The organism is Mesorhizobium sp. BH1-1-4 (genome assembly GCF_020165665.1).
Classification (GTDB): Bacteria; Pseudomonadota; Alphaproteobacteria; order Rhizobiales; family Rhizobiaceae; genus Mesorhizobium.
Genome location: NZ_JAIUIN010000023.1, coordinates 20,928 through 45,254, shown reverse-complemented (window position 1 = coordinate 45,254; position 24,327 = coordinate 20,928). Strand labels below are relative to the sequence as shown.

Annotated in this window: 21 protein-coding genes; 12 read left to right on the top strand and 9 right to left on the bottom strand. The window is 64.2% G+C overall.

Translation table 11 applies throughout. The features are described 5' to 3' along the window. Positions 1 to 358 precede the first annotated feature (358 nt). The 4 genes from LB569_RS26675 (at position 359) to LB569_RS26660 (ending at position 5,276) form a co-directional block, all read left to right on the top strand. Complete coding sequence (locus LB569_RS26675) at positions 359 to 1,228, top strand: protein-L-isoaspartate O-methyltransferase family protein (RefSeq protein WP_224694725.1); 870 nt, start codon at positions 359 to 361, stop codon at positions 1,226 to 1,228. A 50-nt stretch (positions 1,229 to 1,278) separates the two neighbouring features. After that, complete coding sequence (locus LB569_RS26670) at positions 1,279 to 3,984, top strand: hypothetical protein (RefSeq protein ID WP_224694724.1); 2,706 nt, start codon at positions 1,279 to 1,281, stop codon at positions 3,982 to 3,984. After that, positions 3,977 to 4,912 (top strand): hypothetical protein, encoded by a 936-nt coding sequence (locus LB569_RS26665; RefSeq protein WP_224694723.1) that lies wholly within the window; start codon positions 3,977 to 3,979, stop codon positions 4,910 to 4,912. The genes LB569_RS26670 and LB569_RS26665 overlap by 8 nt, the downstream gene beginning before the upstream one ends. Positions 4,913 to 5,018: 106 nt before the next feature. Then, positions 5,019 to 5,276: a hypothetical protein gene (locus LB569_RS26660; protein ID WP_224694722.1), complete on the top strand. Its 258-nt coding sequence runs from the start codon at positions 5,019 to 5,021 to the stop codon at positions 5,274 to 5,276. Between the two features lie 13 nt (positions 5,277 to 5,289). Here the strand turns inward: LB569_RS26660 and LB569_RS26655 are convergent, their stop codons facing one another. Then, on the bottom strand, positions 5,290 to 6,216 hold the full coding sequence (locus LB569_RS26655) for a LysR substrate-binding domain-containing protein (protein WP_140704882.1): 927 nt from the start codon (positions 6,214 to 6,216) through the stop codon (positions 5,290 to 5,292). 98 nt (positions 6,217 to 6,314) lie between these two features. Here LB569_RS26655 and LB569_RS26650 point away from each other — a divergent pair, with 98 nt between their 5' ends. Beyond that, positions 6,315 to 7,526, top strand: a complete 1,212-nt coding sequence (locus LB569_RS26650) for a clavaminate synthase family protein (RefSeq protein ID WP_140704884.1) — start codon at positions 6,315 to 6,317, stop codon at positions 7,524 to 7,526. 256 nt (positions 7,527 to 7,782) lie between these two features. Here LB569_RS26650 and LB569_RS26645 read toward each other — a convergent pair whose 3' ends face one another. Next, entirely contained in the window at positions 7,783 to 9,048 is a 1,266-nt protein-coding gene (locus LB569_RS26645; protein ID WP_224694721.1) for a hypothetical protein, read from the bottom strand. A gap of 156 nt (positions 9,049 to 9,204) precedes the next feature. Between LB569_RS26645 and LB569_RS26640 the strand changes: the two genes are divergently transcribed. Both LB569_RS26640 and LB569_RS26635 read left to right on the top strand, forming a co-directional pair. After that, entirely contained in the window at positions 9,205 to 10,254 is a 1,050-nt protein-coding gene (locus LB569_RS26640) for a CapA family protein (RefSeq protein ID WP_224694759.1), read from the top strand. Between the two features lie 91 nt (positions 10,255 to 10,345). Beyond that, the gene (locus LB569_RS26635) at positions 10,346 to 11,305 is read left to right on the top strand and encodes a DUF3137 domain-containing protein (protein WP_224694720.1); all 960 of its coding nucleotides are present in this window, start codon (positions 10,346 to 10,348) and stop codon (positions 11,303 to 11,305) included. A gap of 18 nt (positions 11,306 to 11,323) precedes the next feature. Here LB569_RS26635 and LB569_RS26630 read toward each other — a convergent pair whose 3' ends face one another. After that, the gene (locus LB569_RS26630; RefSeq protein WP_224694719.1) at positions 11,324 to 12,064 is read right to left on the bottom strand and encodes a YegJ family protein; all 741 of its coding nucleotides are present in this window, start codon (positions 12,062 to 12,064) and stop codon (positions 11,324 to 11,326) included. A gap of 188 nt (positions 12,065 to 12,252) precedes the next feature. Here LB569_RS26630 and LB569_RS26625 point away from each other — a divergent pair, with 188 nt between their 5' ends. The 3 genes from LB569_RS26625 (at position 12,253) to LB569_RS26615 (ending at position 15,103) form a co-directional block, all read left to right on the top strand. Continuing rightward, complete coding sequence (locus LB569_RS26625) at positions 12,253 to 12,495, top strand: DUF1344 domain-containing protein (protein WP_015316128.1); 243 nt, start codon at positions 12,253 to 12,255, stop codon at positions 12,493 to 12,495. Between the two features lie 287 nt (positions 12,496 to 12,782). Then, the gene (locus LB569_RS26620; protein ID WP_224694718.1) at positions 12,783 to 14,405 is read left to right on the top strand and encodes an FAD-binding protein; all 1,623 of its coding nucleotides are present in this window, start codon (positions 12,783 to 12,785) and stop codon (positions 14,403 to 14,405) included. A 74-nt stretch (positions 14,406 to 14,479) separates the two neighbouring features. Further along, positions 14,480 to 15,103, top strand: a complete 624-nt coding sequence (locus LB569_RS26615) for a hypothetical protein (protein ID WP_224694717.1) — start codon at positions 14,480 to 14,482, stop codon at positions 15,101 to 15,103. Between the two features lie 6 nt (positions 15,104 to 15,109). Here LB569_RS26615 and LB569_RS26610 read toward each other — a convergent pair whose 3' ends face one another. The 3 genes from LB569_RS26610 to LB569_RS26600 all read right to left on the bottom strand — a co-directional run bounded on the left by LB569_RS26610 (position 15,110) and on the right by LB569_RS26600 (position 17,344). Beyond that, on the bottom strand, positions 15,110 to 15,631 hold the full coding sequence (locus LB569_RS26610) for a hypothetical protein (protein ID WP_224694716.1): 522 nt from the start codon (positions 15,629 to 15,631) through the stop codon (positions 15,110 to 15,112). Between the two features lie 141 nt (positions 15,632 to 15,772). After that, positions 15,773 to 16,903 carry a hypothetical protein gene (locus LB569_RS26605; protein WP_224694715.1) on the bottom strand — a complete coding sequence of 377 codons (1,131 nt, stop codon included), beginning with the start codon at positions 16,901 to 16,903 and terminating at the stop codon, positions 15,773 to 15,775. Between the two features lie 6 nt (positions 16,904 to 16,909). Further along, on the bottom strand, positions 16,910 to 17,344 hold the full coding sequence (locus tag LB569_RS26600; RefSeq protein ID WP_224694714.1) for a DUF4383 domain-containing protein: 435 nt from the start codon (positions 17,342 to 17,344) through the stop codon (positions 16,910 to 16,912). Between the two features lie 837 nt (positions 17,345 to 18,181). Here LB569_RS26600 and LB569_RS26595 point away from each other — a divergent pair. Next, complete coding sequence (locus LB569_RS26595) at positions 18,182 to 19,120, top strand: diacylglycerol/lipid kinase family protein (RefSeq protein ID WP_224694713.1); 939 nt, start codon at positions 18,182 to 18,184, stop codon at positions 19,118 to 19,120. 305 nt (positions 19,121 to 19,425) lie between these two features. Here LB569_RS26595 and LB569_RS26590 read toward each other — a convergent pair whose 3' ends face one another. From LB569_RS26590 to LB569_RS26580, 3 genes are read right to left on the bottom strand one after another with little or no spacing between them, the layout of a single operon-like run. Continuing rightward, a complete protein-coding gene (locus LB569_RS26590; protein WP_224694712.1) occupies positions 19,426 to 20,343 on the bottom strand; it encodes an NAD(P)-dependent oxidoreductase in 918 nt (305 codons plus the stop codon). Further along, the gene (locus LB569_RS26585; protein ID WP_224694711.1) at positions 20,340 to 21,554 is read right to left on the bottom strand and encodes a mandelate racemase/muconate lactonizing enzyme family protein; all 1,215 of its coding nucleotides are present in this window, start codon (positions 21,552 to 21,554) and stop codon (positions 20,340 to 20,342) included. The genes LB569_RS26590 and LB569_RS26585 overlap by 4 nt, the downstream gene beginning before the upstream one ends. Next, on the bottom strand, positions 21,551 to 23,167 hold the full coding sequence (locus LB569_RS26580) for a GMC family oxidoreductase (RefSeq protein ID WP_224694710.1): 1,617 nt from the start codon (positions 23,165 to 23,167) through the stop codon (positions 21,551 to 21,553). The genes LB569_RS26585 and LB569_RS26580 overlap by 4 nt, the downstream gene beginning before the upstream one ends. 205 nt (positions 23,168 to 23,372) lie before the next feature. On the opposite strand from LB569_RS26580, the gene LB569_RS26575 reads away from it, so the two are divergent. Continuing rightward, positions 23,373 to 24,314: a phosphoribosylaminoimidazolesuccinocarboxamide synthase gene (locus tag LB569_RS26575; RefSeq protein WP_224694709.1), complete on the top strand. Its 942-nt coding sequence runs from the start codon at positions 23,373 to 23,375 to the stop codon at positions 24,312 to 24,314. Positions 24,315 to 24,327 lie beyond the last annotated feature (13 nt).

Genomic DNA, 24,327 nt, shown 5'->3' with positions numbered 1-24,327 from the left:
TCGAGAGACGTGGACTTTGTGCCGAAAAAGGCTCGTCCACGACCATGCACGCGGTATTGCAGCCCTTCCAAGGCTGTTTTGCTGCCTGTTTTTGCCAGCCGAGTCAAGCAAAACAGCCTTTGCTAATCCTTGCAAAGAAGCGCTTCGGGCGTTTTACGCGGCAACGGGGGACGCCGACCTGCATCGACCGAGCCTCCGCGAACGCCATCGGCGCCCACAAATACTGTTGCCGTCCTGCCACATTTTTTCGGCCTGGAGGATCGCATCCCGGCGGCCGATTGACTCGTTTTGGGAGGCGGTGCAATCCGGTCAAGTGCTTGGTTTTAAGGTGGCGAGGGCCACTTTTGGAGACTTGTCCATGAAGCGTCGGGACTTCTTGACGCTGTCGGCGGGTGCGGCGGCGTTTTCCATTCTTCCGGCCGCCGTCAAGGCTGCCGTGCCGGTTCCCTACGACCGCAACGCGGACGTGCCGTTCAAGGACAAAAAGTCGTTCATCGACTGGATGGTGGCCAATCGCGGCGAAGATCCGAAGTTGCTCGCCGAGCGCTTCGATCGCTTCCAGATCATGGTCTACAACAAGGACGTGCTGGACGACCGCAACAAGCGCGCTTTCCTGCTGACGCCGCGTGAAGAATTCGTGCTGCCGCAGAATCTGGGGCGCGCCTATGACCATGCCTTCCTCGACATCGGCTATGGCGTGACGATTTCGGGTCCGCATCTGGTCGGGCGCATGACGACATCCATCGACGTGCAGTTCGGCGAATCCGTGCTCGAGATCGGCACCGGCTCCGGCTATCAGTCGGCCTACCTGGCCAACCTCACCGACAAGGTGCACACGATCGAGATCATCAATCCGCTGGCGCAACGCACCCGGCGCACCTATGACGGGCTGATCGAGCGCGGCTACAGCGAGTTCGGCTCGGTCACCAGCCGCAATGCCGATGGCTATTATGGCTGGGAGAGCGTCGGTCCGTTCGACAAGATCATCGTCACCTGCGGCATCGACCACATTCCGCCATCGCTGCTGCAGCAGCTCAAGCCCAATGGCGTGATGGTCATCCCCGTCGGTCCGCCGGGCGCCCAGCATGTTCTCAAGGTGGTCAAGCAGCAGCTTGCCGACGGCACGTTCAACATCGTCCGCTCCGACATCTACAATGGCAAGGTGGTGCCGTTCGTGCCCTTCACCAAGCTGGAAGGCGACCAGATCGTCGGCACGCATAACGGCTGAGTTGCCGGGCCGCGGCACCGGCCTTGCTGAATTCGCATCAAGGGGCCCGGATGGCAGCCGTCGCATCGATCTCTCGACCAGGCATGGCCTCGCTGGAGGCGCCGCGGCTTGCGCACTATCTCGCGGTCGGGCTGATCGCCGGCGCCATCATCGCGCTGCAGATCGCCGTCATGCGCGTGTTCGCCGTCGGCAGCTGGTCGCATTTCGGCTCGCTGGTGGTCAGCCTTGCCATGCTGGGCTTCTCCCTGTCCAGCGTCGTCATCTTCGCCGGCAAGGGCTGGTTCGACCGCCACTGGCAAGGGTCGGCGACAGCGGCCCTGCTCTTGATCGGCCCGCTCGCCGTCGGCGCCAACCTCGTCGCCCAGACGGTGCCGTTCAACGCCATCTTCCTGGTCTCGGATCCCGCGCAGAAATGGCGGCTGCTGGCCAATTTCCTGCTTTACCTCCTGCCGTTCCTGGCCGGCGCCTTCTTCCTCGGCATCGTCTTCCTGAAAAGCCGCACCGCCTTCGGCCGCGTCTATTTCGCCGATCTCACCGGCTCGGGGCTTGCCGGCCTCGTCGTGCTGGTGTCGCTCTATCTGTTCGCGCCTGAAACCATCATCGTCGTGCCGCTGCTTTTGTGGGCCGCCGGTTCGTTGCTGTGGTTCGCCGCCTTCGGCGCCTGGAAGAGCGTCGTCGCCGGCGTCGCCGTCGCGGCGCTGTCGATAGCGGGTTACCTCTTGCTGCCCGGGCTGACTGGCATACCCGACATCACCGTCTCTCAGTACAAGGGCGTCGCCTATGCCCGCAACTTTCCCGACGGCAAGCGCATCTACCGCAGCGTCTCGCCGTTCGGCGATCTGCAGGTCTATGCCAGCTCCTACATGCATTTCGCGCCGGGCCTGAGCGACAACGCCGCCTTCGGCATGCCCGAGGTTCCGGCCAACACCTATGTCGGCATGTATCGCGACGGCGACGGGCCGGAAGGCATCATGCGCAACCTGGCACCGGCCGAGCAGGTCTATTTCCGCTATCTGCCGATGCACTATCCCTATGTCATCAAGGAGAAGCCAAAGACATTCGTCGTGCAGTTCGGCGGCGGCATTTCCACGCAAGCCGCGCTCAACGCCGGTTCGACCTCGGTGACCGTCGCCGAGAGCAATCCGATGACGTTGCGGGCGTTTCGCGATCCCGTGCTCAGGGATGTCACCGGCAATATACTGGCCGAGCCACGGCTCAAGGTCATCGACTATGACGGGCGGCTGTTCCTCGCCAACACGGCCGAGCGCTACGACGTCATCGACCTCAGCCTCGCCGACAGTGTCGGCCTGTCCAATCCCGGCGGCTTCGCCATTTCGGAGAAATATGCCTACACGCGCGAGGCGATGCTGAGCTACATGCACGCGCTGGCCGATGGCGGCGTGCTGTCGATCACCTTGTGGAACAAGGAAGAGCCGCCGAAATCGGTGCTGAAACTCTATTCGACCGTCGCCGAGGCGGCCAAAACATTCGATCCGCAAGGCGCCGCCAACGACATCTTCGCGGTGTCGAGCTATCTGTCTACGACGACCGTGCTGTTCAAGCGCGGCGGCTTCACGGAAACCGAAATCAAGACGCTGCGCGACTACACCAAATCGATGTCCTGGGAGGAGGTCTATTATCCAGGAATGGTTTATGACGGCTCGGGCGCGCAGAGGATACTCGATGATTACCGCGCCTCGATCTTCGGCAGCGGACAGGACGCGATGCTGACGCAGCCCGCCGACGCAACGGCGCCCGCCGACCCGACCGCGCCCGCAAATCCCAACTGCGACCCGACCGCGCCGGCCGATCCGACGCTGGATGCCTGCGCGGATGCGGGCGGCAATGCCGGTCCGCAGGTGCTGCCGGCGACGGAATTGCAGCGCATGACATGGCACGCGCTTCTGACCGGCGGCTGGGAAAAGCTCGCGAGCGATTATGTCTTCGACGCGCGTGCGCTGAGCAACGACCAGCCCTATTTCGCGGCCTATGTGAAGGTCGCCGACCTGCCGCGCACACTCGACCGGCTCGACCTGTTCCAGGACGACTGGGGCTATCTCCTGATCTGGGCAACGCTCGGCATAGCCTGCGTCACGGCGGCGTCGCTGGTGCTGCTGCCGGTCCTCTTCGGCTGGCGCATCGTGTTCTCGCGCTCGCGCGGCAAGCTCGGCACCATCCTCTATTTCGCCTGCCTCGGCCTCGGTTACATCATGGTCGAGGTCGGGCTGATCAGCCGCTTCACCGTGGCGCTCGCCAACCCGACCGTCTCAGCCTCGGTGCTGATCTCCTCGATGCTGGTGTTTTCCGGCCTTGGCAGCCTGTTCGCCGAGCGTATCTTCGACCGTGCCAGGACGCTGCTGCCGATGGTGCTGCTCGCGGTCTGCGTGCTGCTTTTGGCCTATGGCTTCTACCTGTCGCCGGTGCTCGACTGGATCGGCGCCTATCCCTATGCGGTGCGGCTGCTGCTGTGCTTCCTGCTGGTGTCGCCGCCGGCCTTCCTGATGGGCATGCCGATGGCCACCGCCATGACCTGGCTGGCGCGGCTCGGCAAGGAGCATCTGTTCGTCTGGGCCTGGGGCATCAATGGCTGCTTCTCGGTCATCGGCTCTGCCGCCGTGCCGATCGTCGCCACCAGTTTCGGGCTGAGCGCGGTGCTGCAATGGGCAGCGATCGCCTATCTCGTCGCCATACCGGCGTTCTTCGCCGTGCTCTTGCCGTCCAAGGCCATGCCCATCGGGCAGGTCGCCCATGCCTGACCGGCGCGCCATCGTCGCCGGACTGCTGGCCACGGCGGTATTTCCGGCCACGAGCGAGGGCGCTGGGTTGAAGAAGGCGATATCGAGCATCGTGCCGTTCAAGGCGTCACCCTTTCCCTATCGAGACAGACTGCCCGACGGTTCGGCGCCGTTTCTCGACGTCACCGGAGCGGACGGCCGACGCGGCCACACTTCGCCGCGCGGCGGCATCTACTGGGAGGACGAGACCTATTCCGACCGCGGCACTTTGCTGGCTGTGCCGAAAGGCTTCGATCCCGCCAAGCCTGCCGTCATCATCGTGTTCTTCCACGGCAATGGCGCGACCTTGCAGCGCGACGTGGTCGGCCGCCAGCGCGTCGTCGCGCAGGTCGAGGCGTCAGGCCTCAACGCCGTGCTGGTGGCACCGCAATTTGCCCGCGACGCGCAGGATTCCAGCGCCGGCAATTTCTGGACGCCGGGCTATTTTGCCGGCTTCATGGCCGAGGCGGCGCAAGGCCTTGCCAGGCTGACCGGCGCCAAGGCCGCTAAATTCCAAGCCATGCCGGTGGTGCTGATTGCCTATAGCGGCGGCTACAATCCGGCGGCCTCAATTCTCAAGAATGGCGACGTCGGTACGCGCCTGCTCGGCGTCATCCTGCTCGACGCCGTCTTCGACGAGGCTGATATCTTCGCCGTTTGGATCGCGCATCACAGGAAGAACTTCTTCGTCAGCGCCTACGGCAAATCCTCGGCTGCTGGCAATGCCGAAATCAGGCAGTTGCTGGCGGGTAGGGGCATCGATGCAAGCGCCGATAAGCCGCGGCGGCTGGAAGCCGGCACCGTCGCCCTTCTCGCCTCGGACGCCGCCCACGACAGCTTCGTCACCAAGGCATTCGTCAACAATCCGCTGCAGTGGCTGCTGGCACGGCTGCGCGGGTTTTCGCGGTAGGATCTGTTGGCATCAGGCCGGCCGAGCCGTATTCCTTAAGCCCGGGCACTTGAAAGGTTTGGCTTTGAAGCTTAGTGCCCGGCCATGCTTCTGACCGCTATTGTCATTGCCCCAGATACTGGATCCGCTCAGGATACTGCTCGTCGGGGCAGCGTATTTCCTAAGCCTCAGGGTCAAACGGCCGGGCGCGGGCTGGCTTGGGCTGCTCGTGGCAATTGTCATCATCGCCGTCGGCTATCCCTTCGTGATCCTTGGCCAATCCGGCGACATCGCCTGGATGGGCGGAGCGGTGGGCGTGATATCGAATGCCCTGATAGCGGGGGTCGTGGCCGGGCTGTTGCGGCTGCAACGCCGGTTCTTCTGAGCGTTGGCGCGCCTCATCGCGGCAGGGCACCATCGATGCTGGCGCCGGCGGCCGCCATGAGTGCCGCCGCGACTGCGGCGGCACGGCGGGCCTTCGGACCGTGTTCGGGCCAGACGATGCGGCGCTTGATGGTCAGCGCCGGCACCTCGCGTGCAATCTCGACGAGATGGCCCGCGTCGAGGTGGCGGCGCAACACCAGTTCGCTGGCCAGAAGCGCGCCCATGCCGGCGATCGCCGCTTGCGCGGCGACGATGGTCAATCCGAAGCGCGGCCCCTGGTCGATGTCCTTCCTCTGCCGCGCCGCCGCGACAAACCAGTCCCGCCATGACGGATAGACATCGTCGCCCATCATCGGGTCGATATGCAGCAGCGGCATCCTGTCCAGAATTTCGGCACCATCCGGCCTGGCACGACCCTGCGCCAATGCCGGCGCGCAGGCCGGGATCACGCGCTCGGTAAAGAGGTCGAGCGCCTGAATGTCCGATGCCGATCCCGTGCGGTAGCTGATGGCGAGGTCGACGCCCTCCTCCGCCATGGCGTCGAACGCGACCGAGGTGACGATGCGGACTTCCAGCCGTCCCAGGGCGGGCCGCACCATGGCCAGGCGCGGTGCCAGCCACAGCGAGGCGAAGGAGGGATCGGCCGAGATGGTGAAGGTCTCGGCCCGCCGTTCGAAGCGCAGCCGGCGCAGGCCGGAGGCCAGCGCGTCGAAGCCGCGATCGATGTCGGGCAGGGCGGCCTCGGCGGCGCGGGTCAATACGATGCCATTGCCTTCGCGCCGGACCAGCCTGGCGCCGAGCCGTTCCTCCAATTGCCTGATCTGGTGGCCGATGGCGCCCGGCGTGACGCCCAGTTCCTCGGCGGCGCGCGTCAGGCTGCCGGTCCTGGCGGCGGCCACCAGCGCCCGTAAACCTGAAAGTGGCAAATCCCTCAGCGTCATGTTTTGAGTTTATCTCAAAACTTGGGGAAGGGAACTCGTTTGAATCCGGGGCTGCTGCTGCCTAGCTTTCCGAACAAATTTAACCGCGGGGACGCCAGATGCTCGACACGCCAAAGAACGCACAGGAACGACGAGCCGCCCATCCGGCAGTGCCCATCCGCGCCATGCGCGCCGAGGGTACGCGCATCGCCGTCGAGCTGGGGGATGGCGGCTCGGCAGAACTCTCGACGCGCTGGCTTCGGCTCGCCTGTGAATGCGAGGTGTGTGGCGACACTGCCTCCGGCAAGCGATGGCTGACGCCGGCCGATGTCGCTAAGACCGTCCATGCCGACAGCTTCGACCTCTCCAAGCCCGGCCAGGTCACCGCGATCTGGCAGGATGGGCATGTGTCGCATTACGACGCAGCCGCTCTCGCGGACCATGTCGATGGTTCCGGCCCGGCGCGGTTCCGGCCATGCCTTTGGAACAGCGACCTCTCCGGGCGGCTCGGGCGCTTTGGCTTCGATGCGGTGGTGGCGGATGACGAGGCGCTGTTCGCTTCGCTCCAGGCGCTGCGCGACCAGGGCATCGCCATGCTGACCGGGGTGCCCGCCGAGACCGAGGCGACCGCGCGTGTCGCCGGGCGCTACGGGCCGATCCGTGAGACCAGCTACGGCAAGGTGTTCGACCTGATCTCGCGGCCTGATGCGCGGGTTGCTGGCGAGACGGCGCGGGCGCAGATTCCGCATACCGACGAGCCATTCCGTTATGCGCCGCCGGGCTTCATCTTCTTCCATGCCATCAGGACTGGCGCGGGCAGCGGCGGCACATCGCTGATGGTCGACGGCTTTCAAGTCGCCGAGCTGATGCGGGCGCGCACGCCGGAGCTGTTCGATCTGCTGACGCGGCACGGCGTCACCTTCCACCGCGAGCATGAGGGCGAAGTGTTCTTCAGCGCCGAGGCGCATGTCATCAGCCTCGACGTGGCGGGCGCGGTCACCGGCATCCGCTACAATGACCGCTGCCTGGCGCCGCAATGGGCGCCTGTGGACCGGATCGACGGTTTGATCGAGGCGCTTGCCGAACTGACGCGGCTGATCCGCGACCCGCAAAACCAGTTCCAGCACCAGTTGCAGCCGGGCGAGGTGCTGGTCTTCGATAACCAGCGTGTCCTGCACGGCCGCACGGAATTCGACCCTTCGCTGGCGGTCAGGCATCTCAGAAGCTGCAATATCGACCGCGACGGGGTGCACAGCGCGTTCCGCTCGCTGGCCAGACGGTTCGCGCCCGATGAGGCGGAGGCGGTGCTGTATCAGGGGGCGATTTTCTAGGCGCCTGTCCCATCGTTTTCTATTGGCTGAAGCCTAGCCAAACTTCGTCATCCTAGGGCGAAGCAGTCGCGAAGCGACGTCGCGGAGACCCTGGATCCATTGCGTGACCTTAACGGCAGAGCGCAGCGGAGCAGAATTCTGAACCGTAGCAACGCTTTGAAGTCCCGGCATGGATCCTATGGTCTGCGCCGCGTCGCTCCGCTCCTTGCTCCGCCATAGGATGACGAAGCGATAGGTTTCACCCCACGATGGCCGCTCAGTTAAACCACAGCGCGAAGGTCAAAAACCCGCCGCCGCCGAACTCGCGCTGGATCTGGTCGAAATCGCCGCTGGTCACGATCTCGCCGCTTTCGAGGTAAGGCGCGATTCCCGGGCCGGTGATCGACAGCACGAGGTCGAAGGGTTTCGGCTCGTCGAAGAAACGCTTCATGTTGATGCCTTGGCCGGTGCTGGCGGTGACACGGAAATGCGGCAGCAGCTTGCGGCCTTCAAGAAGGTCCTCGGCCATGGTCAAGGTGGCGAGCCAGGCCTGCACCTGCTCCTCGCCGACTTCGAGCCCGGTAAGCGGGTTTTCGCCCTTCTGCTGCGGGCCCGGCAGCCATTCGCGGTCATTGTCGGTTTCGGCGCGGATCGCCTTCCAGTCCTCGCGCGACAGCCGGATCATTTCGAGCAGCTCCTGGCGCGCCGCCTTGCGGCGCTCCGGCTCGATAACCGGCCAGTTGATGAGATGCACCATCGAGATGAAATCGGCGATGCGCCATTCCGAGGAAAAGATGCTTGAGCCCATATCGCCGGGAGGCGGCACAAGCACATCCTGCAACGGCAGCCTGGCGCGCGGGAACAGCATGTGGAACGAGCCGTCGAACGTGCTCCTGAAATCATGCGCCAGCCAGAAATCGGCCTGCGCCATCAGGAACTCGGCATAGCCCTGCAGCCAGTAGCCGTCGGCGCGGTCGAAGCGGAAGGTGAGCGAAGGGGCGGCGCCATCCGTTGCCATGCCGCCGCGCGACAGCGCCGCCATGATGGCGGCCATGCTTTCATCCGGCGCGATGGTGCCGTCCTCGTTGAGGTCGATGCCGACATGGGTGAGGTCGATGACCATGCCGATATCGGCATCAGCCGGCACCGAGCCCAGTGTCGCGGCGGATTTTGCCAGCCGGTCGCGGAAGGCGACGAGGATGGCGCGAAACTCTTCGTAGGTCAGCGGCTGGGGGTTGGGATTGGGCGGCACCGGCAGCTGCATCAGCGGCAGCATGAAGGATTGCGGGCTTTCGAAGCCATGACGGTGCAGGCCGCTGGCCAGCAATTCCAGCGCGGTGAAGAATTCGCCGGCGCCGGCGGCATAGGCCGATGCCGGATCTTTCGGCGCGGCGGCCTCCAGGGTCGAAAGGGCGCTGTCGCGCGCGGCCACCGTCCTTGCCTCGAACAGAGCGGTCGCCACTTCGGGCATGGCCGCCGATGCGGACGACAGCGGCAGAAGCACAATGAAAGCCGATGCCAGCAGGCTTGCTATTCGTGTCATCTTTTCCCTCCCATGTTGCCGGCGAGACCATACACGGATTTTCGACGTCGCGTGTGCCGGGCCGGGATGCTGTCCACATCGCTGCATGATTGTCGACAGGCGCGCTTCAACCAGCCCGGCGGACGGTCTACAGAAGGCAAACGATTGGGCGTAGCCGTGTCGAACTATCCGCTTTCCTACAAACTGTCCTGGCTGCCGCGTTTCCTGAGGCCGTCGTCCGGCGGCGACGCCACCGGGTTTGCGCCGATGGCAGGGACGCTGATGGATCCGCCACCGAAGCAGACGGTGCGGCTGGCCTTCGTCGGCGATATCTCGGCTGTGGCCAACCGGAGCGCGCCCGAATGCGACCCCGCGATCAAGGCACTGCTGGACACGGCCGATCTGATCATCGGCAATTGCGAAAGCCCTGTTGTCGACAGGCCGAGCGCGGTCCTTGGAACCAAGCTCGGCACGCATCATGCGATGAGCGAACGTTTTCTGGTGGAGGCGCTGGCGGCGGTCGGGATAGGGCGCGAAAAACTCGTGCTGTCGCTGGCCAACAATCATGTGTTCGACCAGGGCGTCGCCGGCTTCGACGCGACAGTGGCCGCCTTGAAGCGGCTCGGCATCCGGACCATCGGCCTGGCCGCCGATGGTCCGATCCAACGCTTTGCGGCCGGGCCGCTCGCTCTCGGCTTCGCCGCCTTCACGCTCTGGCGCAACGCCGACGAAAGCCTGTTTGCCGGCCGCGTCTTGATGGAAAGCGATCCGGCGCGCTGGCCGCGCGAGGCGAGCGCGGGGGTCGATCTGCTCTGCGCCGTGCCGCATTGGGACTGGGAGTTCCGGCATTTTCCGCGTGCCGCAACATTGGCGCTGGCGCGGCGGCTGGCCGGGCAAGGCGTCGGGCTGATTGCCGGCCATCATGCCCATGTCGTGCAGCCGGTGCAGCGGATCGGCGAGGCGATCGTCGCCTATGGGCTCGGCGATTTCCTCGGCACCGCCTTTGCCCGCCAGCCATGGCCTGGGCGCATCGGCGGGATATTCGTTGTCGACGTCAGCGCTGATGCGGAAACGCGCGGGGCCGTTGCGGCTTATCGGCTGCATCCTTTTGTCCGCCTGCGTGCGGGAGACCACGAACGGCTGGTGCCGGTCGAGATGTTGGAAGACGGAATGCGGCGAAAGGTCGAGGGTCGGCGGAGGGCGATCTTCCCGTCCCCCACAAGGTGAGAAGGCATCACCGCTCTATGCGGCTGGCGTCGTTCCTGCGAAAGCAGCTATCATAATGGCGTAAAGTGACTTCCGCGGCGGGGGATTGGCGATGGAAACGGCGGATTTCATGCCGGGCGCGGCTGCTATCGCGGCCATCAAGAAGGATATCGAGACCTACGAAGCGACAAGGGCCTCGGTGGCGCGCAGGGTCAAGTGGCGCGTCCCCTTGTTCGTTGGCCTGGTGGTCGTCTTCGTGGCACTCATTGCCTGGCTGTTCAACAAGGTCGCCGATCCGCACGAGCAATGGTTCTCGACGCCGCATGTGTTCCTCTATGTCATCGGCTTCGCTGCGTCGATCCTGCTCTATTTCCAGGCTTTGAAGCCGGCAGCACGGCTGCAGCAATCGTTCCGCAACACGCTGCTGCCGATCATCTTCGGCTTCATCAGGGATGTCAGCTACCAGCACGGCGAGAGGCCGAATTCCTTCGACCGGCTGCCGCGCGAGGCGGTCGGGCCTTTCAACCGCCAATCGTTCGACGATGTCATTTCCGGCCGCTATGACGCGTTTCCGTTCGAACTCTACGAGGCGGAACTGCGGGAAGGGACCGGCAAGGGCTCGTCGACGGCCTTCAAGGGCGTCATCGTTGCCTTCGAGGCCATCGAGCCTTTTCCGGGCATCCTGGTGGCGACGCGGCGATCCAATGCGGTGGTCGGCTTTTTCCGCGGCGTGTTCGGGTCCAGGATGCAGGATCTGCAATCGGGCGATCCTCTGCTCGACGCCGCCTATGAATTCCGCACCGACAATGTCGAGGCGGCGCGGCCGCTGGTGACCGGCCGTCTGGCGCAGGCGCTGAGGTGGCTGGGTGAAAGCTGGCGCGACGACCCGGCGCGGGTCGCGCTCAACGGCGGCGACGGCTTTTTGCTGCTGCCGCAGGACAGGAATTTCTTTGAACTGCCGGCTATTTCGGTGCCGCTCGACTATCAGACCCATGTCGCGCCGATGATCTCGGACATAGGTGCGATGCTGGCGACGGCGGCGCTGGTTCGCAAGGTCCGCGCGAAGGACTGAGTGTGACCGGCCTCGCCGTCAGCAGTCGAAGCCGAACTTGCCGCGCATATAGTCGACCTCTTCCTTGGGCATTCTCTTGAACATCACACAGACGGTGAAGCTGCCGACCTGATGGCCGTCCCTGGTATATCCCCAGTCGGAAATGTCGTCGCGCCTGAATTCTATATTCTGACCGAGCACGACGTTGTGAACTTCTTCCGGTTCGTTCGCCAATATGCCGACAAATCCGGTTTCCGTGCGGCGAAACGGTATGACCCAGAAGTGTTCCGTGACGTTGCCGTCGCGCACCTTGACCTTCAGTTTGAACCTGTCCGTGCCGGACGGAGGTGTTTCTGACAAGGCCAGGAATTCATCCAGGCTGGCGAGGGCTCGCGCGGTCGCCGCCGCCATGTCGGGATCGCCGGGAGCAAAGATCATCGCCTTATCGTCGCCCGGATCGGCGCCTTGCGCGCCAGCGAGGCCGGGTAAAATCGCCAGCATCAGGGATAGGGCGGTCCGGACGGCGATTTTCATGGAAGTCCCCTTGTCACTGCGCGACACCATCCCGCATTCGCTTCCGTTTTGCAACCTGAGCGCGAAATTCGTCTCCGCCGAATGGGAGGGTCGCGCCGGCCCACGACATAAAATGTGTACCGATGAGAAATCGGTGGCCTGTTTCGTGATGCGGCCGGGAGCGGATTGCGGCGGCCGCGTGATCGCCGACGGGGCGGGCCACAATCCGCCAAGCGACTCTTTTCGTACGGAGAAGAGGCTTTCCATCAGGGCGGAAAGCCGTCTGCATAGGCGGGCTTGGAGCCTATTGTGTCGGAATTAAGCCAATGATTTCCTTTGCAAAAATACACCCAACGTGATTTGCCGATGGCGCGCTTTCCGCTCCAGTCTCGGGCCGTTCGGTGCTGCCCCTCCCAAGCGGCGCCAGAAAACCGAAACAGCACGGAGTGCTATCCATGAAGAAGACCCTCGCAACCACCGCCGCCCTGCTCGCCTTTCTCGGCACGGCCTATGCCGCGACCGTTCAGGGCACCATCCAGGCGGTTGATCCGACAACCAAGTCGGTCACCCTCGACGACGGCAAGATCTACCAGCTGTCGCCCGATGCGTCGGTCGGGAAATTGAAGGTCGGCGCCAAGGTGGCGGTCACCGTCGACGACAAGACCGGCATGGTGACGTCGATCAAGAAGGCTTCGTAGAGCATGGAATCCGGCGCTGGTTGAACACAGCCAGCGCCGCGCTGCCCCTCATCCGCCTGCCGGCACCTTCTCCCCGTATAGGACAGGGAGAAGGGAGCTACTCGCGACGCCGGCGACCCCCTCTCCCCGTCCTTCACGGGGAGAGGGTAAGGGTGAGGGGCGGCGCAATCCTTCGAATTTGTCCCCATGATGTCGAAAACCTCACCAATATCCGCCTTGGCTCTGCCATGCGCCGCTATGGTTTTCGCCAGAAAGCCGCGCTATCCCTTGGCCAACGGGGGATGTGCATGGTCGGGGAACGCAAAAGGTTTCTTCTGTCGCGGCGCTTGCTGCTCGGCGCGACGGTCTTCGGCGGCGCCGTGCTGTGGGGCGGCACAACCGTGGCGCGGCTGGCGCGCGGCCCGTCAGGGCCGAAGGATGCCGGACGCATCGCCGACATAGATGGTATCGCGCTGCCGCTGAAGCCGATCGACAGCCCGCCGGCCTTCGATCCGTCGCTGCCCTGGCTGGCAAAAGGCGGCGACATCAACGATGCCAGCGGCCTGTCGAGGACCCCTGTCTATGGCGTGGTCGAGGTCAGCGAGGAAGAGCATGTCGCCAAGGCGTTGGCCTTCGCGCGCGCCAATGGATTGAAGGTGTCGCTGGCGGCCGTCCGCCATTCAATGGGCGGCCATGCCTTCGACGACAATGCGCTGGTCCTGGATCTGAGAAATTTCAACAAGGTCACGGTGGACGCCGCCACCAAGACCATGACCTTGCAGCCCGGCGCGCGCTGGCACGACATCCAGACCATGCTGCATCCGCGCTTCGCGGTGAAGGCGATGCAGTCGACCGACATTTTTTCGGTCGGCGGTTCGCTGTCGGTGAACGCGCATGGCATGGACCACCAGGCGGGCTCGGTGGCCGGCTCGATCCGCTCGATGCGGGTGATGCTGGCCGACGGTTCGGTGACGATTTGCTCGCCAACCGAAAACAACGAACTGTTCCGCCATGTCATCGGCGGCTACGGCCTGTTCGGCGTGGTGGTGGAGGCGACGCTCGATATCGTCGACAATGCCGTCTACCGCACCTCGCGCGAGATCATCAGATCCGACGACTTCCCGAGATTCTTCGCCGAGGTGCTGGAGCCGAACAGGGATATCGGCCTGTTCTACGGCCATCTGTCGACGGCGCCGGGCAACTTCCTCGAGGACATGATCGTCTACCGCTACGACAAGGTGGCCGAAGAGCCGCCGGCGGACCAGCCGCCGCTTGGCGAGCCCGATGGGGTCGGCCTGAAGCGGGTGATCATGAACATGGCCAAATGGGGCAGCGCGTTCCAGGAACTGAAATGGTTCACCGAAAAGACGCTGGAGCCGAAATTCGAGAGCTGTACGGTGGCGCGCACCTCGGCGCTTGCCCAGGGCGAGGCCTGTCTCGTCACCCGCAACAACCCGATGCACGATTCGGTGCCGTATCTGTTCAACGACCTGATGAACGAGACCGACATACTGCACGAATATTTTATTCCTCGCGCCGCGTATAATCCATTCATCTTGGAAGCGCGCGACATCCTGCGCAACCAGGACCTGCCGGTGCTCAACGCTTCGGTGCGCATCGTCCACAAGGAGGATGTGGCGCTGACCTACGCGCCGGAGCCGGCCTATTCGCTGGTGCTCTACATCAACCAGCCGGCCGATGCCGAGGGCAACGCGAAAATGCGGGCGCTGACGCGGGCGCTGATCGACGTGACGATCAAGCATGGCGGCCGGTTCTTCCTGCCTTACCAGTTGCACTATACGGGCAAGGAGTTGCTGGCGTCCTATCCCGAACTGCCGGCCTTCCTGGCGGCAAAGCGGCACCATGACCCGACGGAACTGTTTTCCTCGACCTTCTACCGTGCCATCAAGGCGCTGAGCGGGTTGGTGTAGGAAGCAGTTCCAGGAAAAGTGTGAAGCGTTTTTCCCGTCCGGAACTGCTCAGGAATAGAGCAGGAGAACAGTCAATGCGGCTAGTGTCAGCGGCGGCCCTCACTCTCATCGCGCTGTGCGCTGGATCGGCCGGAGCCGAGGACCTCAAGGCCTTCAGGCTGACGATCGACGGCAAGTCGTTGGATATCGACGCCGGCGAGAGCACCCACGTGACGTTGCCGGACGGCACACAGGTTGAAGTGAAGCTCGACAAGAACGACTTCGCGACCTTTTCCGGCGACAGCTTCTCCTTCAACCATCCGAGCGGCATTTCGGTGACCAAGACCGATCTCGGCGAGAACATCACGCAATATCTGATGGCCTCGGCGCTCGGCACGATCGTCGTCGTGCAGGAATACGGCAAGATGAACCCGGTGTCGCTCAACCAGCTGATGCTGCAGGAGATGACCAGGGAATCGGTGCAGGCGGGTGCCGCGCTGACACAGCAGCCGACGACGCGCAAGCTTGCCGACGGCAAGGAACTGACCGGCATCCGCGCCGAGGTAAAGACGCGCACCGACACCGCCTATTTCGAAATCGTCGGCTACGGTCTTGCCGATCAGGGCCTGTTGTTCATCACGCGCGTCGGCAGCGAGGATTTGGGCACCGAACAACCGCTGATCGACAAGTTCTGGGAGAGCCTGAAGGTCAAGATGTAGGCGGGCCTACAGCCCCGTCGGCACCAGGCTGGCCAGCCAGTTCACCGAGCGCTTTGCCGCGTCGGCGGTTGCCGAGGCGGCGCGGCCGAGATCGGTCTTGACCACGGCATAGCCGTTCTTCGTGCGATAGAGCACGCCGGTTCCGCCGTCGACCACCTGTTCATAGGCGACGGGCCGGGCCGCTGCCGCGTCCATGGCCGTCGTCGGTGATCCCACGGGCACGCTCGGCCGATGGCTGAGCTCCGGCGGCAAAGGGCTTTCGGGCTCGACGGTCCGGCTGGTGGGCTTCAGTTCCGGACCCGAAGCGATCGCGGCCAGGTGCGATGAGGACGCCGAACCTTTCGCGCGGCAGATGCCGGAGACCAGCGGATAGTTGAAATTGCGCTCGTGCAGGATCTGGCTCTTCATTGCGGCTTCGCAATCGGCGATGGTCGACCACTTGGCCGGCGTCTCGCCGATATATTCGCACAGCTTGGCGTCGCAGTCGCAGCCGACAATGGTCATGGCGACAAGGGCGGTCTTGATCACGGTCTTGTCCCTTCGAGATGCCCCCCGGCAATCCAGCCGTCCCCTTCGCGCGCGAACAAGGCGGGATTTGGCCGCGATTGTGAAATGAGCGTGGCGGAGCGCTCGAGATGCCCGATCCTTGGCAGGCGTGGCTCAAAGGCCTCAGTAGTCGTAGACGTGTTCGAGCTTCGCGCCTGCCTTCATCAGGGATGGCAGCACCAGATGCAGCTTGCGCACGGCAACAACCATGCCGGTGCGGCGCGTCGAGGGGTCGGCCGGCAGCGGATAGCTGAACAGGATGCGCATGCCTTCGGGGACGGCGATCGCGTCGGTCGAGAGCATGGTGACCATGATCTCGTCATTGCCGCCGATCTCGACGAAGGAGACACCCTTGTCGATCAGGCGCGGGATCATGTCGGTGAACACCTGGTAGCGCTTGGTGACGAAGATGGTGCCGTCGGCACCGTAGTCGCGCTCCAGCAAGGTGTCGGGCTCGTTGCGCGTGGCTTCGCCGACCGGTCCCCTGGCCCAGACATGGACATCGAGGAAGGCCGGGTCGGAGGTGGCGGCCAGCGCCTGCTTGATCAGGTCGGCATAGCCTTGCTTGATGGTGTCGGCGAGGCCGAAGGCAAGCTTGCGTTCGCTGGTGCGGATGGAACTGTCGCCAGGCGCCGGCTGCACCGCGAAAAGCCCGGCGCGCTTCTCGGCATAGGGGAACTGGTACCACGGCACCTGGTCGAGAAAGCCCGCATAGTCCGCCGCCACCTTGGCCTGGTAGATGTCGGCGGCGGTGCGCTTGGCCGACATCGCCTCGGTGACGCGGCCGACGGTGTTCTCATAGGCCCATTGCAGGGTATGCTCGATCGAATGGCTGGTGCCGATGATGACCAGCATCTGGTGGTTGGCGTAGTTGAATTTGTAGGCGGAACTGGCGCGGATCACCGTGGCGTAATCCTGCCAGAAGCGGCCGACATAGGACCAATAGGGAAAGCCGCTCGGCTGGTCCTTGGCGACGAAACCGGCATATTCGCGCGCGGCATAGACGATCGCCCATTCGGGGTAGGTGAGGAAGGTCGATTCCTCCGGCCTTTGGTAGCCGGGAATTTCGGCGCGCACCTTGTCGGCCAGCGCCTTGGGCGGCGCGCCGTCGGCAATGCCGGGCAGCGGCGTCTTGTCGAGCGACGGGGTGGTCAGGAAGCCATAGGCGAGCCCGACGATCGGGATCAGGATGACAATGACGATCAGCCAGAGGATCGTCTTGATGAGGCGCTTTATCAAGCGGAACAGGACCATGGCCGGTCAGGCCGTGGCGAAGTGGTCATGGATGCGCTTTGACAGCCAGAAGCCGACATAGACGGCGAAGCCGCCGATGACGATGTGCGGCAGGTTGGCGAAAAAGCGGGCAGGAAACTCGATGTCGTTGAGGGAGCGGAAACCGTTGATGAAGATGCCGGCATCGAGGCAGCCGGAGCCGGTGATCAGCCCGAGCACGCCGTCAAACAGATAGACCGAGCCAAACAGCTTGAAATAAAATACCGCCTGGCGGTGGGAGATGAAGGCCGCGGCCAGCGCCCAGACACCTGAAAAGGCGTGCAGCAAATCGTCATACCATTGCAGGGAGAACAGGCCGAACAGATTGCCGTTGGCATCGTTGAAGGCGGGAATGTAGCCGATGGCGACGACCGCGAAGAACAGGAAGGCGTAGGCACCGGCAAGCTTCTGGATCAGCGTCATGAAGTATCCCCCTTCGAAGAGCCGTTGCTGACGGACTCTGACGACGCAGCGATACTAACCGATTTTGACGCGCGGTGAAGCGGCGCCCGCAACTTCGCCGGGAAAGAACTTCGAGGGGCCAAAAGACGGTCGGCGCCGGGATTTCTCCCAGCGCCTCCCTGTCAGATCAGGACACGGTCGCGGCAGCAACTTCCGTAAAGTCGTCGCGCCATGCCGGCCTTGATTTTGACGGTCCTGCCAGTCATCACCCGAGGGCGATGCCCGTTCCAGACCACGCCGGTCTTCACCCTTGCGGGCTTTGCCCTGCGTGCCATCGAAGGTTTTTGCCGTCCTTCATGGCAGCATCGGTCCGCCGTCGGCGTTGGCACGCTTTCCGCGGCCCCGTAGGTCTCGGCTCCGTCCCTCGAACAGGCAAGCCTGCTCTCGCTTCGGGCCGTACGGGCCTCAGGAAATCCGCCTTTCACTTTCGCCTTTCGGCTTGGCGATCGGTAGCCGCCTGAGATGGGTTGAACTTACGCAGGGTAAGCGTCTTGGGGAATGCCCGTGCCCCTGTGGATAGCGGGATTATCGGGGACCGATGCCAGAGGCCAAGGAAATTCAAGCACGAACGCCGTAGACAGCCTGCCCGCTTTTTCGGCGCACGAACCCACACGGCCCTTGCCCTGCCGACGGACGCGGGTTTCAATGCCGGCAAAGGATCGGGGCCGGCAAAGGATCGGGGCCGGCAAAGGATCGGGGCCGGCAAAGGATCGGGGCCGACAAAGGATTGGGGCCGGCAAAGGATCGGGGCCGGCAAAGGATCGGGTTCTCCATGCCCGGCCCGGGGAGGGCGAGAATTTGAAGGTCGGGGTGGTGCTCAATCCGATTGCCGGCGGCGGCCGGCTGAAACGGCATTGGCCCGAAGTCGCGGCCGCGCTGAAAAAGCACTTCGGCGATTTCGAATTGCGCGAGACGCAGGCAGAGGGCGATGCCGAGCGGCTGGCGCTCGATCTGGCGGCAAACGGCTTCGACCTGGTGATCGCGGCCGGTGGCGACGGCACGGCGAGCGAAGTGGCCGACGGCTTGTTGCAGGCGCGCGAGGAGGGCGGCAGGACAACCGAACTCGGCCTCCTGCCGTGCGGCACCGGCATCGATTTCGCGCGCGGCCTCGGCCTGCCGAACGAGATCGACGCGACGCTGAAGCGGATTGCCGAGGCCAAGGCCAGGGCGGTCGACGCCGGCCGCATCTGCTATATCGACGATCATGGCGCGCTGGCCAGCCGGCACTTCATCAACATCGCCAGCCTTGGCCTGTCGGGCGCCACCGACCGCGCCGTCAATGCCGACAAGCGCAAGGGCAGGACGTCGGCCAAGGCGCTGTTCCTGTGGCGCACCGTGGTCGAGTTCACCCGTTACCGCTTTCAGGACGTACGGATCACCGTCGACGATGGCGCCCCGGTCGAGGCACGCATGGCGCTGGTGGCGGTGGCCAACGGCAAATTCTTCGGCGGCGGCATGATGATCGCGCCGGATGCGGAGCTGGCCGACGGACAGTTCGACATCGTCATCCTGCGCGCGGCAGGCAAGCTGAAGCTGATCTGGGACATCAGGCTGCTCTATGGCGGCAGGCACCGCAACCACCCGGCGATCACCATCCTGCGCGGCCGGAAAGTGGTTGTCGAACCGCTCGGCGACGTCGAGAAGAACGGTGCGCTCGTCGACATCGACGGCGAGTCCCCCGGGCGCATACCGGCGACCTTCGAGATCCTGCCCGGGGTGCTGGCGCTGAGATATTGAAGGCACGCCCGGCGGATCATAAAGCGTCGTCATCCCTGGGCGAAGCAAGGAGCGAAGCGACGCGGCGCAGACCCTGGGATCCATGCCGTGACTTTCGAGCGCCGCGGCGGTGCGGAATTCTGCTCCGCTGCGCTCTTCGGCTGAAGTCACGGAATGGATCCTCGGGCCTACGCGTGCGCTTCGCGCCCGCTCCGCCCGTGGATGACGAAGCGTCGGGCGTTTGTTGCAGTTCTGATTCAAGTTGTTATCGCTGCGATTCCAGATGCCCGCCCAACGCCTTGATTTCATTCGCTGGTCTACCGGAATCAAATTTCCAATCTGGCCGGAAAACCAGGCGCGCGTAGCTCTGTTCCGACCGCGTCTTCCAGCAATTTGACGATCTGCGTCGACCAGGCGCCGCCGCCATAGGCTGCCTTGCCTTGCTCGAACATTGCGTTGACGCGCGATGCAAGCTCGAGCGGCACGCCGGATTTTTCGGCTATGGCGAGCGCGAAGCCAAGGTCCTTTAGCGCCAGGTCCATGGTGAAGCCGATGTCGTAGGAGCCGTTCAGCACGAGCTGGCTTTCGGTCTCGTGAACGAAGCTGTTGCCGGAAGAAGCAACGATGGCGTGGTAGGATTGCGCGAGGTCGAGCCCGCCTTGCTTGGCCAGCATCAGCGCCTCGCCGGCGGCGACGAGATGGATGAAGGCCAGCATGTTGGTGATGACCTTGATCACCGCCGCCGAGCCGACCGGACCCATCAGGAACGATTTCGCGCACATCGCTTCGATGGCCTTGCGGTGGCGCTCGTAGAGGGCGGCGTCGCCGCCGACCAGCGCGGTGATCTTTCCCACCGCCGCCAGATGCACGCCGCCGGTGACCGGGCATTCCAGTGTCTCGATCCCCTTGGCCGAGGCGAGGGCGGCAAGCCGCAAAATCTCGTCGCGGCCGTTGGTCGACATCTCGATCCAGGTGCCACCTTTTGGCAGGCCTTCCAGCAATCCGCCCGGGCCGGCCAGCACCGCTTCGCTGACCTTCGGCGAGGGCAGGCAGCTTATGGCATTGCCGGTCCGTGCCGCGGCTTCGGCCGGGGTGTTCGCTGACGTAGCGCCGAGCGCGACGAGGCGCTCGACGGCGGTGGGGTCGCGGTCGACAACGGTGACGGCAAAGCCATGGCGGATCAGGCTGGCGGCAAGGTTGCCGCCGAGATGGCCAAGGCCGATGAAGGCGTAGCTTTCGCTCACGGCATCAGCGGCGTCTGCATCATCTGCAGATGCAGGTCCTTGCCAGTGTAGGGATGCGCGTCGCAGACCGCCTCGTTGAGTTCGACGCCGAGGCCGGGCTCCTTCGAGGGAATGACATTGCCGTCCTGCCATTCGATTTTCTTCTTCAGCAGCGTGGCGTGGAAACCGTCCCACTGCTTCAGCGATTCCAGGATCAGGAAGTTGGGCAAGGTCACCGCGAGCTGGATGTTGGCGGCACCGACGATCGGCCCGCAATAGCAATGCGGCGCGATCTGGATGTGGTAGGCCTCGGCCATGGCGGCGATCTTCTTGGTTTCGAGAATGCCGCCGGAGCGGCCGAGGTCCGGCTGCAGGATGGTCGCGGCGCGGTTCTCGATGACGCGGGCGAATTCGAACTTCGTCGTCAGCCGCTCGCCGGTGGCGATCGGGATGGAAGTCGCACGCGCCACCTGCGCCATCACTTCGGGCATATCGGGCGGCACCGGCTCCTCGAACCAGAGGGGATCATAGGGCTCGATGGCGCGCGCCATGCGCAGCGCGCCCGATGCGGTGAACTGGCCGTGCGTGCCGAACAATATGTCGGCGCGGGTGCCGACCGCCTCGCGGATGGCCTTGATCATGCGGGTCGAGACATCGATGTCGACGAGGCGTGGCTGGTGGCCGTCGAAGGCGGTGTAGGGACCAGCCGGGTCGAGCTTGACGGCATTGAAACCCTGCTCGACATATTCGAGCGCGCAGGCCGCAGCCATCTCGGGGTCGTTGTAGACGTTCCTGCCGTCCGGCGCGTCCTCGGAATGGACGCTGCCGGTGTGCGGATAGAGATAGGTGTAGGAGCGCAGCATCTCGTGCACCTGGCCGCCGAGCAGCTTGTAGACCGGCTTGTTGGCCTCCTTGCCGATGATGTCCCAGCAGGCCATTTCGAGTGCTGAGAAGCAGCCCATGCCGGAGACGTCGGGACGCTGGGTGAAGCCGGAGGAATAGGCGCGGCGGAAGAAGTTCTCGATGTCGTGCGGATCACGGCCGACGAGGTAGCGCTCGGCCATGTCCTCGATCATCCTGGCCGTGATGTGGGCCGAGAAGGTGGCGTTGTAGGCCTCGCCATAGCCGACCACGCCGCCATCGGTGGTCAGCTTGACGAAGATGAAGTATTTGCCGCCGATGCCGGGCGGCGGGTTGCCGACAACCCAGGTCTTGACGTCGGTGATCTTCATGTGTGGTCCTCCAGAACCAGTTCGGCGCCCTTCCACCCGGTCATGACCGAGGCGGCGTTGGTATTGCCGGTGATGTTGTCGGGAAAGATCGAGGCGTCGATGACGCGCAGCCCTTCAAGGCCGTGCACTTTCAGGCGCGGATCGACGACGGCGCGCTGGGGATCGGGCCCCATGCGGCAGGTCGACACCGGGTGGTAGACGGTGCCGGAGCGCTTCCTGAAATCGGTGATCAGGTCGGCGTCGGACTGGATCGACGGACCGGGCAACACCTCTTCGGCGATGATCTCGGCCATGGCAGGCATCGAGGCGATCTTGCGCACGAACTTCACCGCCGCGAGCATCTCGTCGACATCGGCATTGGTCGAGTAGGCGTTGGCGACGATTTTCGGATAATCCAGCGGATTCTTGGAGCGGATCATGATCTCGCCCCGGCTCGATGGCCGGCAGTTGGACAGGCCGATGGAGAAACCCGGCCATGGATCGGGCGTCAGGATCGGGCGCTCGCCGTTCTTGGGGATGAGGGTCGAGAAGGCCTGGAAATAGAGCTGCATGTTGGGCCGCGAAAACGCCGGATCGGTGCGGAAGAAGCCGCCGCCATGGTTCATCGACAGCGACAGCGGCCCGGAGCGCGTCAGGATGTACTGCATGCCGACGAGCAGCTTGCCCCACCAGGGGCGCAGGATCTGGTTGAGCGTCGGCAGCTTGCCCTTGAAGGTGTAGTTGATGCCGACATGGTCCTGCAGGTTGGCGCCGACATTCTCGCTGGCGTGGACGACAGGGATGCCCAGCGCCTTGAGCAGGGCCGAAGGGCCGATGCCGGAAAGCTGCAGCAGCTGCGGCGAGTTGATCGAGCCTGCGGACAGGATCACTTCGCGGCCGGCGCGCGCGGTCTTCGTCCGGCCGTTCTGAAGGTACTCCATGCCCACGGCACGCTTGCCCTCGAACAGGATGCGGCTGGCCAGCGCGTTGGTCTCGACGCGCACATTGGCGCGCTTCATCGCCGGGCGCAGGAAGGCGCGCGCGGCCGACATGCGGCGGCCGTTCCTGGTCGAGATCTGGTAGGTGCCGACGCCTTCCTGGGCGGCACCGTTGAAATCGGGATTGAGCGGCAGGCCGGCCTGCTGGCCGGCGGCGAGATAGCGCTTGGTCAGCGGATGAACGGCGCTTGTCGTATCGGTGATGTGAAGCGGCCCGCCGGTGCCGCGCCATCTGTCGGCGCCAGCCTCGTTGTCCTCGAGCGCCTTGAAGGCGGGCAGCAGATCGTCATAGCCCCAGCCGGGGTTGCCGGCGGCGCGCCAATCGTCGAAATCCTCCCGCGCGCCTCGGATCCAGACCATGGCGTTGATCGAACTCGAGCCGCCGAGCAGCTTGCCGCGCGGCCAGTGGTCGACATTGCCGCCAAGGCCGGGGTCCGGCTCGGCCTTGTAGTTCCAGTTGACCTGGGGATCAAAGAAGGTCTTGCCGTAGCCGAGCGGCATCTGCACGTAGAAGCGGCGGTCGCTGCCGCCGGCCTCCAGCACCAGCACCGAGAAGCGGCCGGAGGCCGAGAGCTTGTCGGCGAGCACCGAGCCGGCCGAGCCGGAGCCGACGATGATGAAGTCATAGGTCTGCATGATGGAAATGGGAGGCTCCTGAAAACAGGGCGCAGCCTAGACGTGGCGGTGTCGAGAAGTCGCCGGGCCTTCCGGCATGCGTTGTGAAAAAAGCGACCGCGATGTAGGGGCGAGTTGCGGGGAATACCGACAATCGTGCTTGATATGCATGGGGTCGACGGACTATGCGGTGACATCGGCCACTCTGCACAAGGCAGGAGAACCCATGCGTGTCCTGTCGGATGCTTTCATTCCCGAACTGCCGGGCTATTACCGGGGCAAGGTCCGCGAAAATTACGACCTGGCCGACCGCAGGCGCATCATCATCGCCACCGACCGGCTCAGCGCCTTCGACATCATCCTGACCTCGATCCCGTTCAAGGGCGAGATCCTCACCCAGACGGCGCGCTACTGGTTCGAGGAAACCGCCGACATCTGTCCGAACCATGTGCTGGAATATCCCGACCCCAACGTCGTCGTCGGCACAAGGCTCGACATCCTGCCGGTCGAGATCGTCGTGCGCGGCTATCTGGCTGGGACCACCAGCACCTCGATCCTGACCCGGTACAAGCGGGGCGAGCGGGAGATGTATGGAATGCGCCTGCCGGACGGAATGCGCGACAACGAGAAGCTGGCCGAACCGGTCATCACGCCGACCAGCAAGGCGGCCGATGGCGGCCATGACGAGCCGTTGTCCAGGGCCGAGATCATCGGGCAGGGCCTGCTCACCCAGGCGCAATGGGACACCGTCTCGGACTACGCCTTGAAGCTGTTCGCCCGCGGCCAGGCGCGCGCCGCCGAGCGCGGCCTGATCCTTGCCGACACGAAATACGAATTCGGCACCAACAAGGACGGGAAGATCATTCTCGCCGACGAAATCCACACGCCCGACTCGAGCCGCTACTGGATCGCGGCGAGCTACGCACAGGCGCTGGAGAACGGCACGCGGCCGGAGAGCTTCGACAAGGATTTCATCCGCTCGTGGGTGACGGCGCGCTGCGATCCCTACAAGGACCCGATCCCCGAGATACCGGTCGAGATCGTCGGACAGGCTTCGCGCATCTATGCCCGGGCCTATGAGGCGATCACCGGCAAGACGTTTATGCCCGACCTGTCCGGCGACACGGTGCTGGACCGCATCCGAGCTAGCCTCGGCCGTTATTTCTAGGAGCCCATCAGCC

What these genes read in the sequence shown, in the direction of transcription:
- LB569_RS26675 (WP_224694725.1), top strand. Translation starts at nt 359, where the DNA reads ATGAAGCGTCGGGACTTCTTGACGCTGTCGGCGGGTGCGGCGGCGTTT.
- LB569_RS26670 (WP_224694724.1), top strand. Translation starts at nt 1,279, where the DNA reads ATGGCAGCCGTCGCATCGATCTCTCGACCAGGCATGGCCTCGCTGGAG.
- LB569_RS26665 (WP_224694723.1), top strand. Translation starts at nt 3,977, where the DNA reads ATGCCTGACCGGCGCGCCATCGTCGCCGGACTGCTGGCCACGGCGGTA.
- LB569_RS26655 (WP_140704882.1), bottom strand. Translation starts at nt 6,216, where the DNA reads ATGACGCTGAGGGATTTGCCACTTTCAGGTTTACGGGCGCTGGTGGCC.
- LB569_RS26650 (WP_140704884.1), top strand. Translation starts at nt 6,315, where the DNA reads ATGCTCGACACGCCAAAGAACGCACAGGAACGACGAGCCGCCCATCCG.
- LB569_RS26645 (WP_224694721.1), bottom strand. Translation starts at nt 9,048, where the DNA reads ATGACACGAATAGCAAGCCTGCTGGCATCGGCTTTCATTGTGCTTCTG.
- LB569_RS26635 (WP_224694720.1), top strand. Translation starts at nt 10,346, where the DNA reads ATGGAAACGGCGGATTTCATGCCGGGCGCGGCTGCTATCGCGGCCATC.
- LB569_RS26630 (WP_224694719.1), bottom strand. Translation starts at nt 12,064, where the DNA reads ATGGAAAGCCTCTTCTCCGTACGAAAAGAGTCGCTTGGCGGATTGTGG.
- LB569_RS26625 (WP_015316128.1), top strand. Translation starts at nt 12,253, where the DNA reads ATGAAGAAGACCCTCGCAACCACCGCCGCCCTGCTCGCCTTTCTCGGC.
- LB569_RS26620 (WP_224694718.1), top strand. Translation starts at nt 12,783, where the DNA reads ATGGTCGGGGAACGCAAAAGGTTTCTTCTGTCGCGGCGCTTGCTGCTC.
- LB569_RS26615 (WP_224694717.1), top strand. Translation starts at nt 14,480, where the DNA reads ATGCGGCTAGTGTCAGCGGCGGCCCTCACTCTCATCGCGCTGTGCGCT.
- LB569_RS26605 (WP_224694715.1), bottom strand. Translation starts at nt 16,903, where the DNA reads ATGGTCCTGTTCCGCTTGATAAAGCGCCTCATCAAGACGATCCTCTGG.
- LB569_RS26600 (WP_224694714.1), bottom strand. Translation starts at nt 17,344, where the DNA reads ATGACGCTGATCCAGAAGCTTGCCGGTGCCTACGCCTTCCTGTTCTTC.
- LB569_RS26585 (WP_224694711.1), bottom strand. Translation starts at nt 21,554, where the DNA reads ATGAAGATCACCGACGTCAAGACCTGGGTTGTCGGCAACCCGCCGCCC.
- LB569_RS26580 (WP_224694710.1), bottom strand. Translation starts at nt 23,167, where the DNA reads ATGCAGACCTATGACTTCATCATCGTCGGCTCCGGCTCGGCCGGCTCG.
- LB569_RS26575 (WP_224694709.1), top strand. Translation starts at nt 23,373, where the DNA reads ATGCGTGTCCTGTCGGATGCTTTCATTCCCGAACTGCCGGGCTATTAC.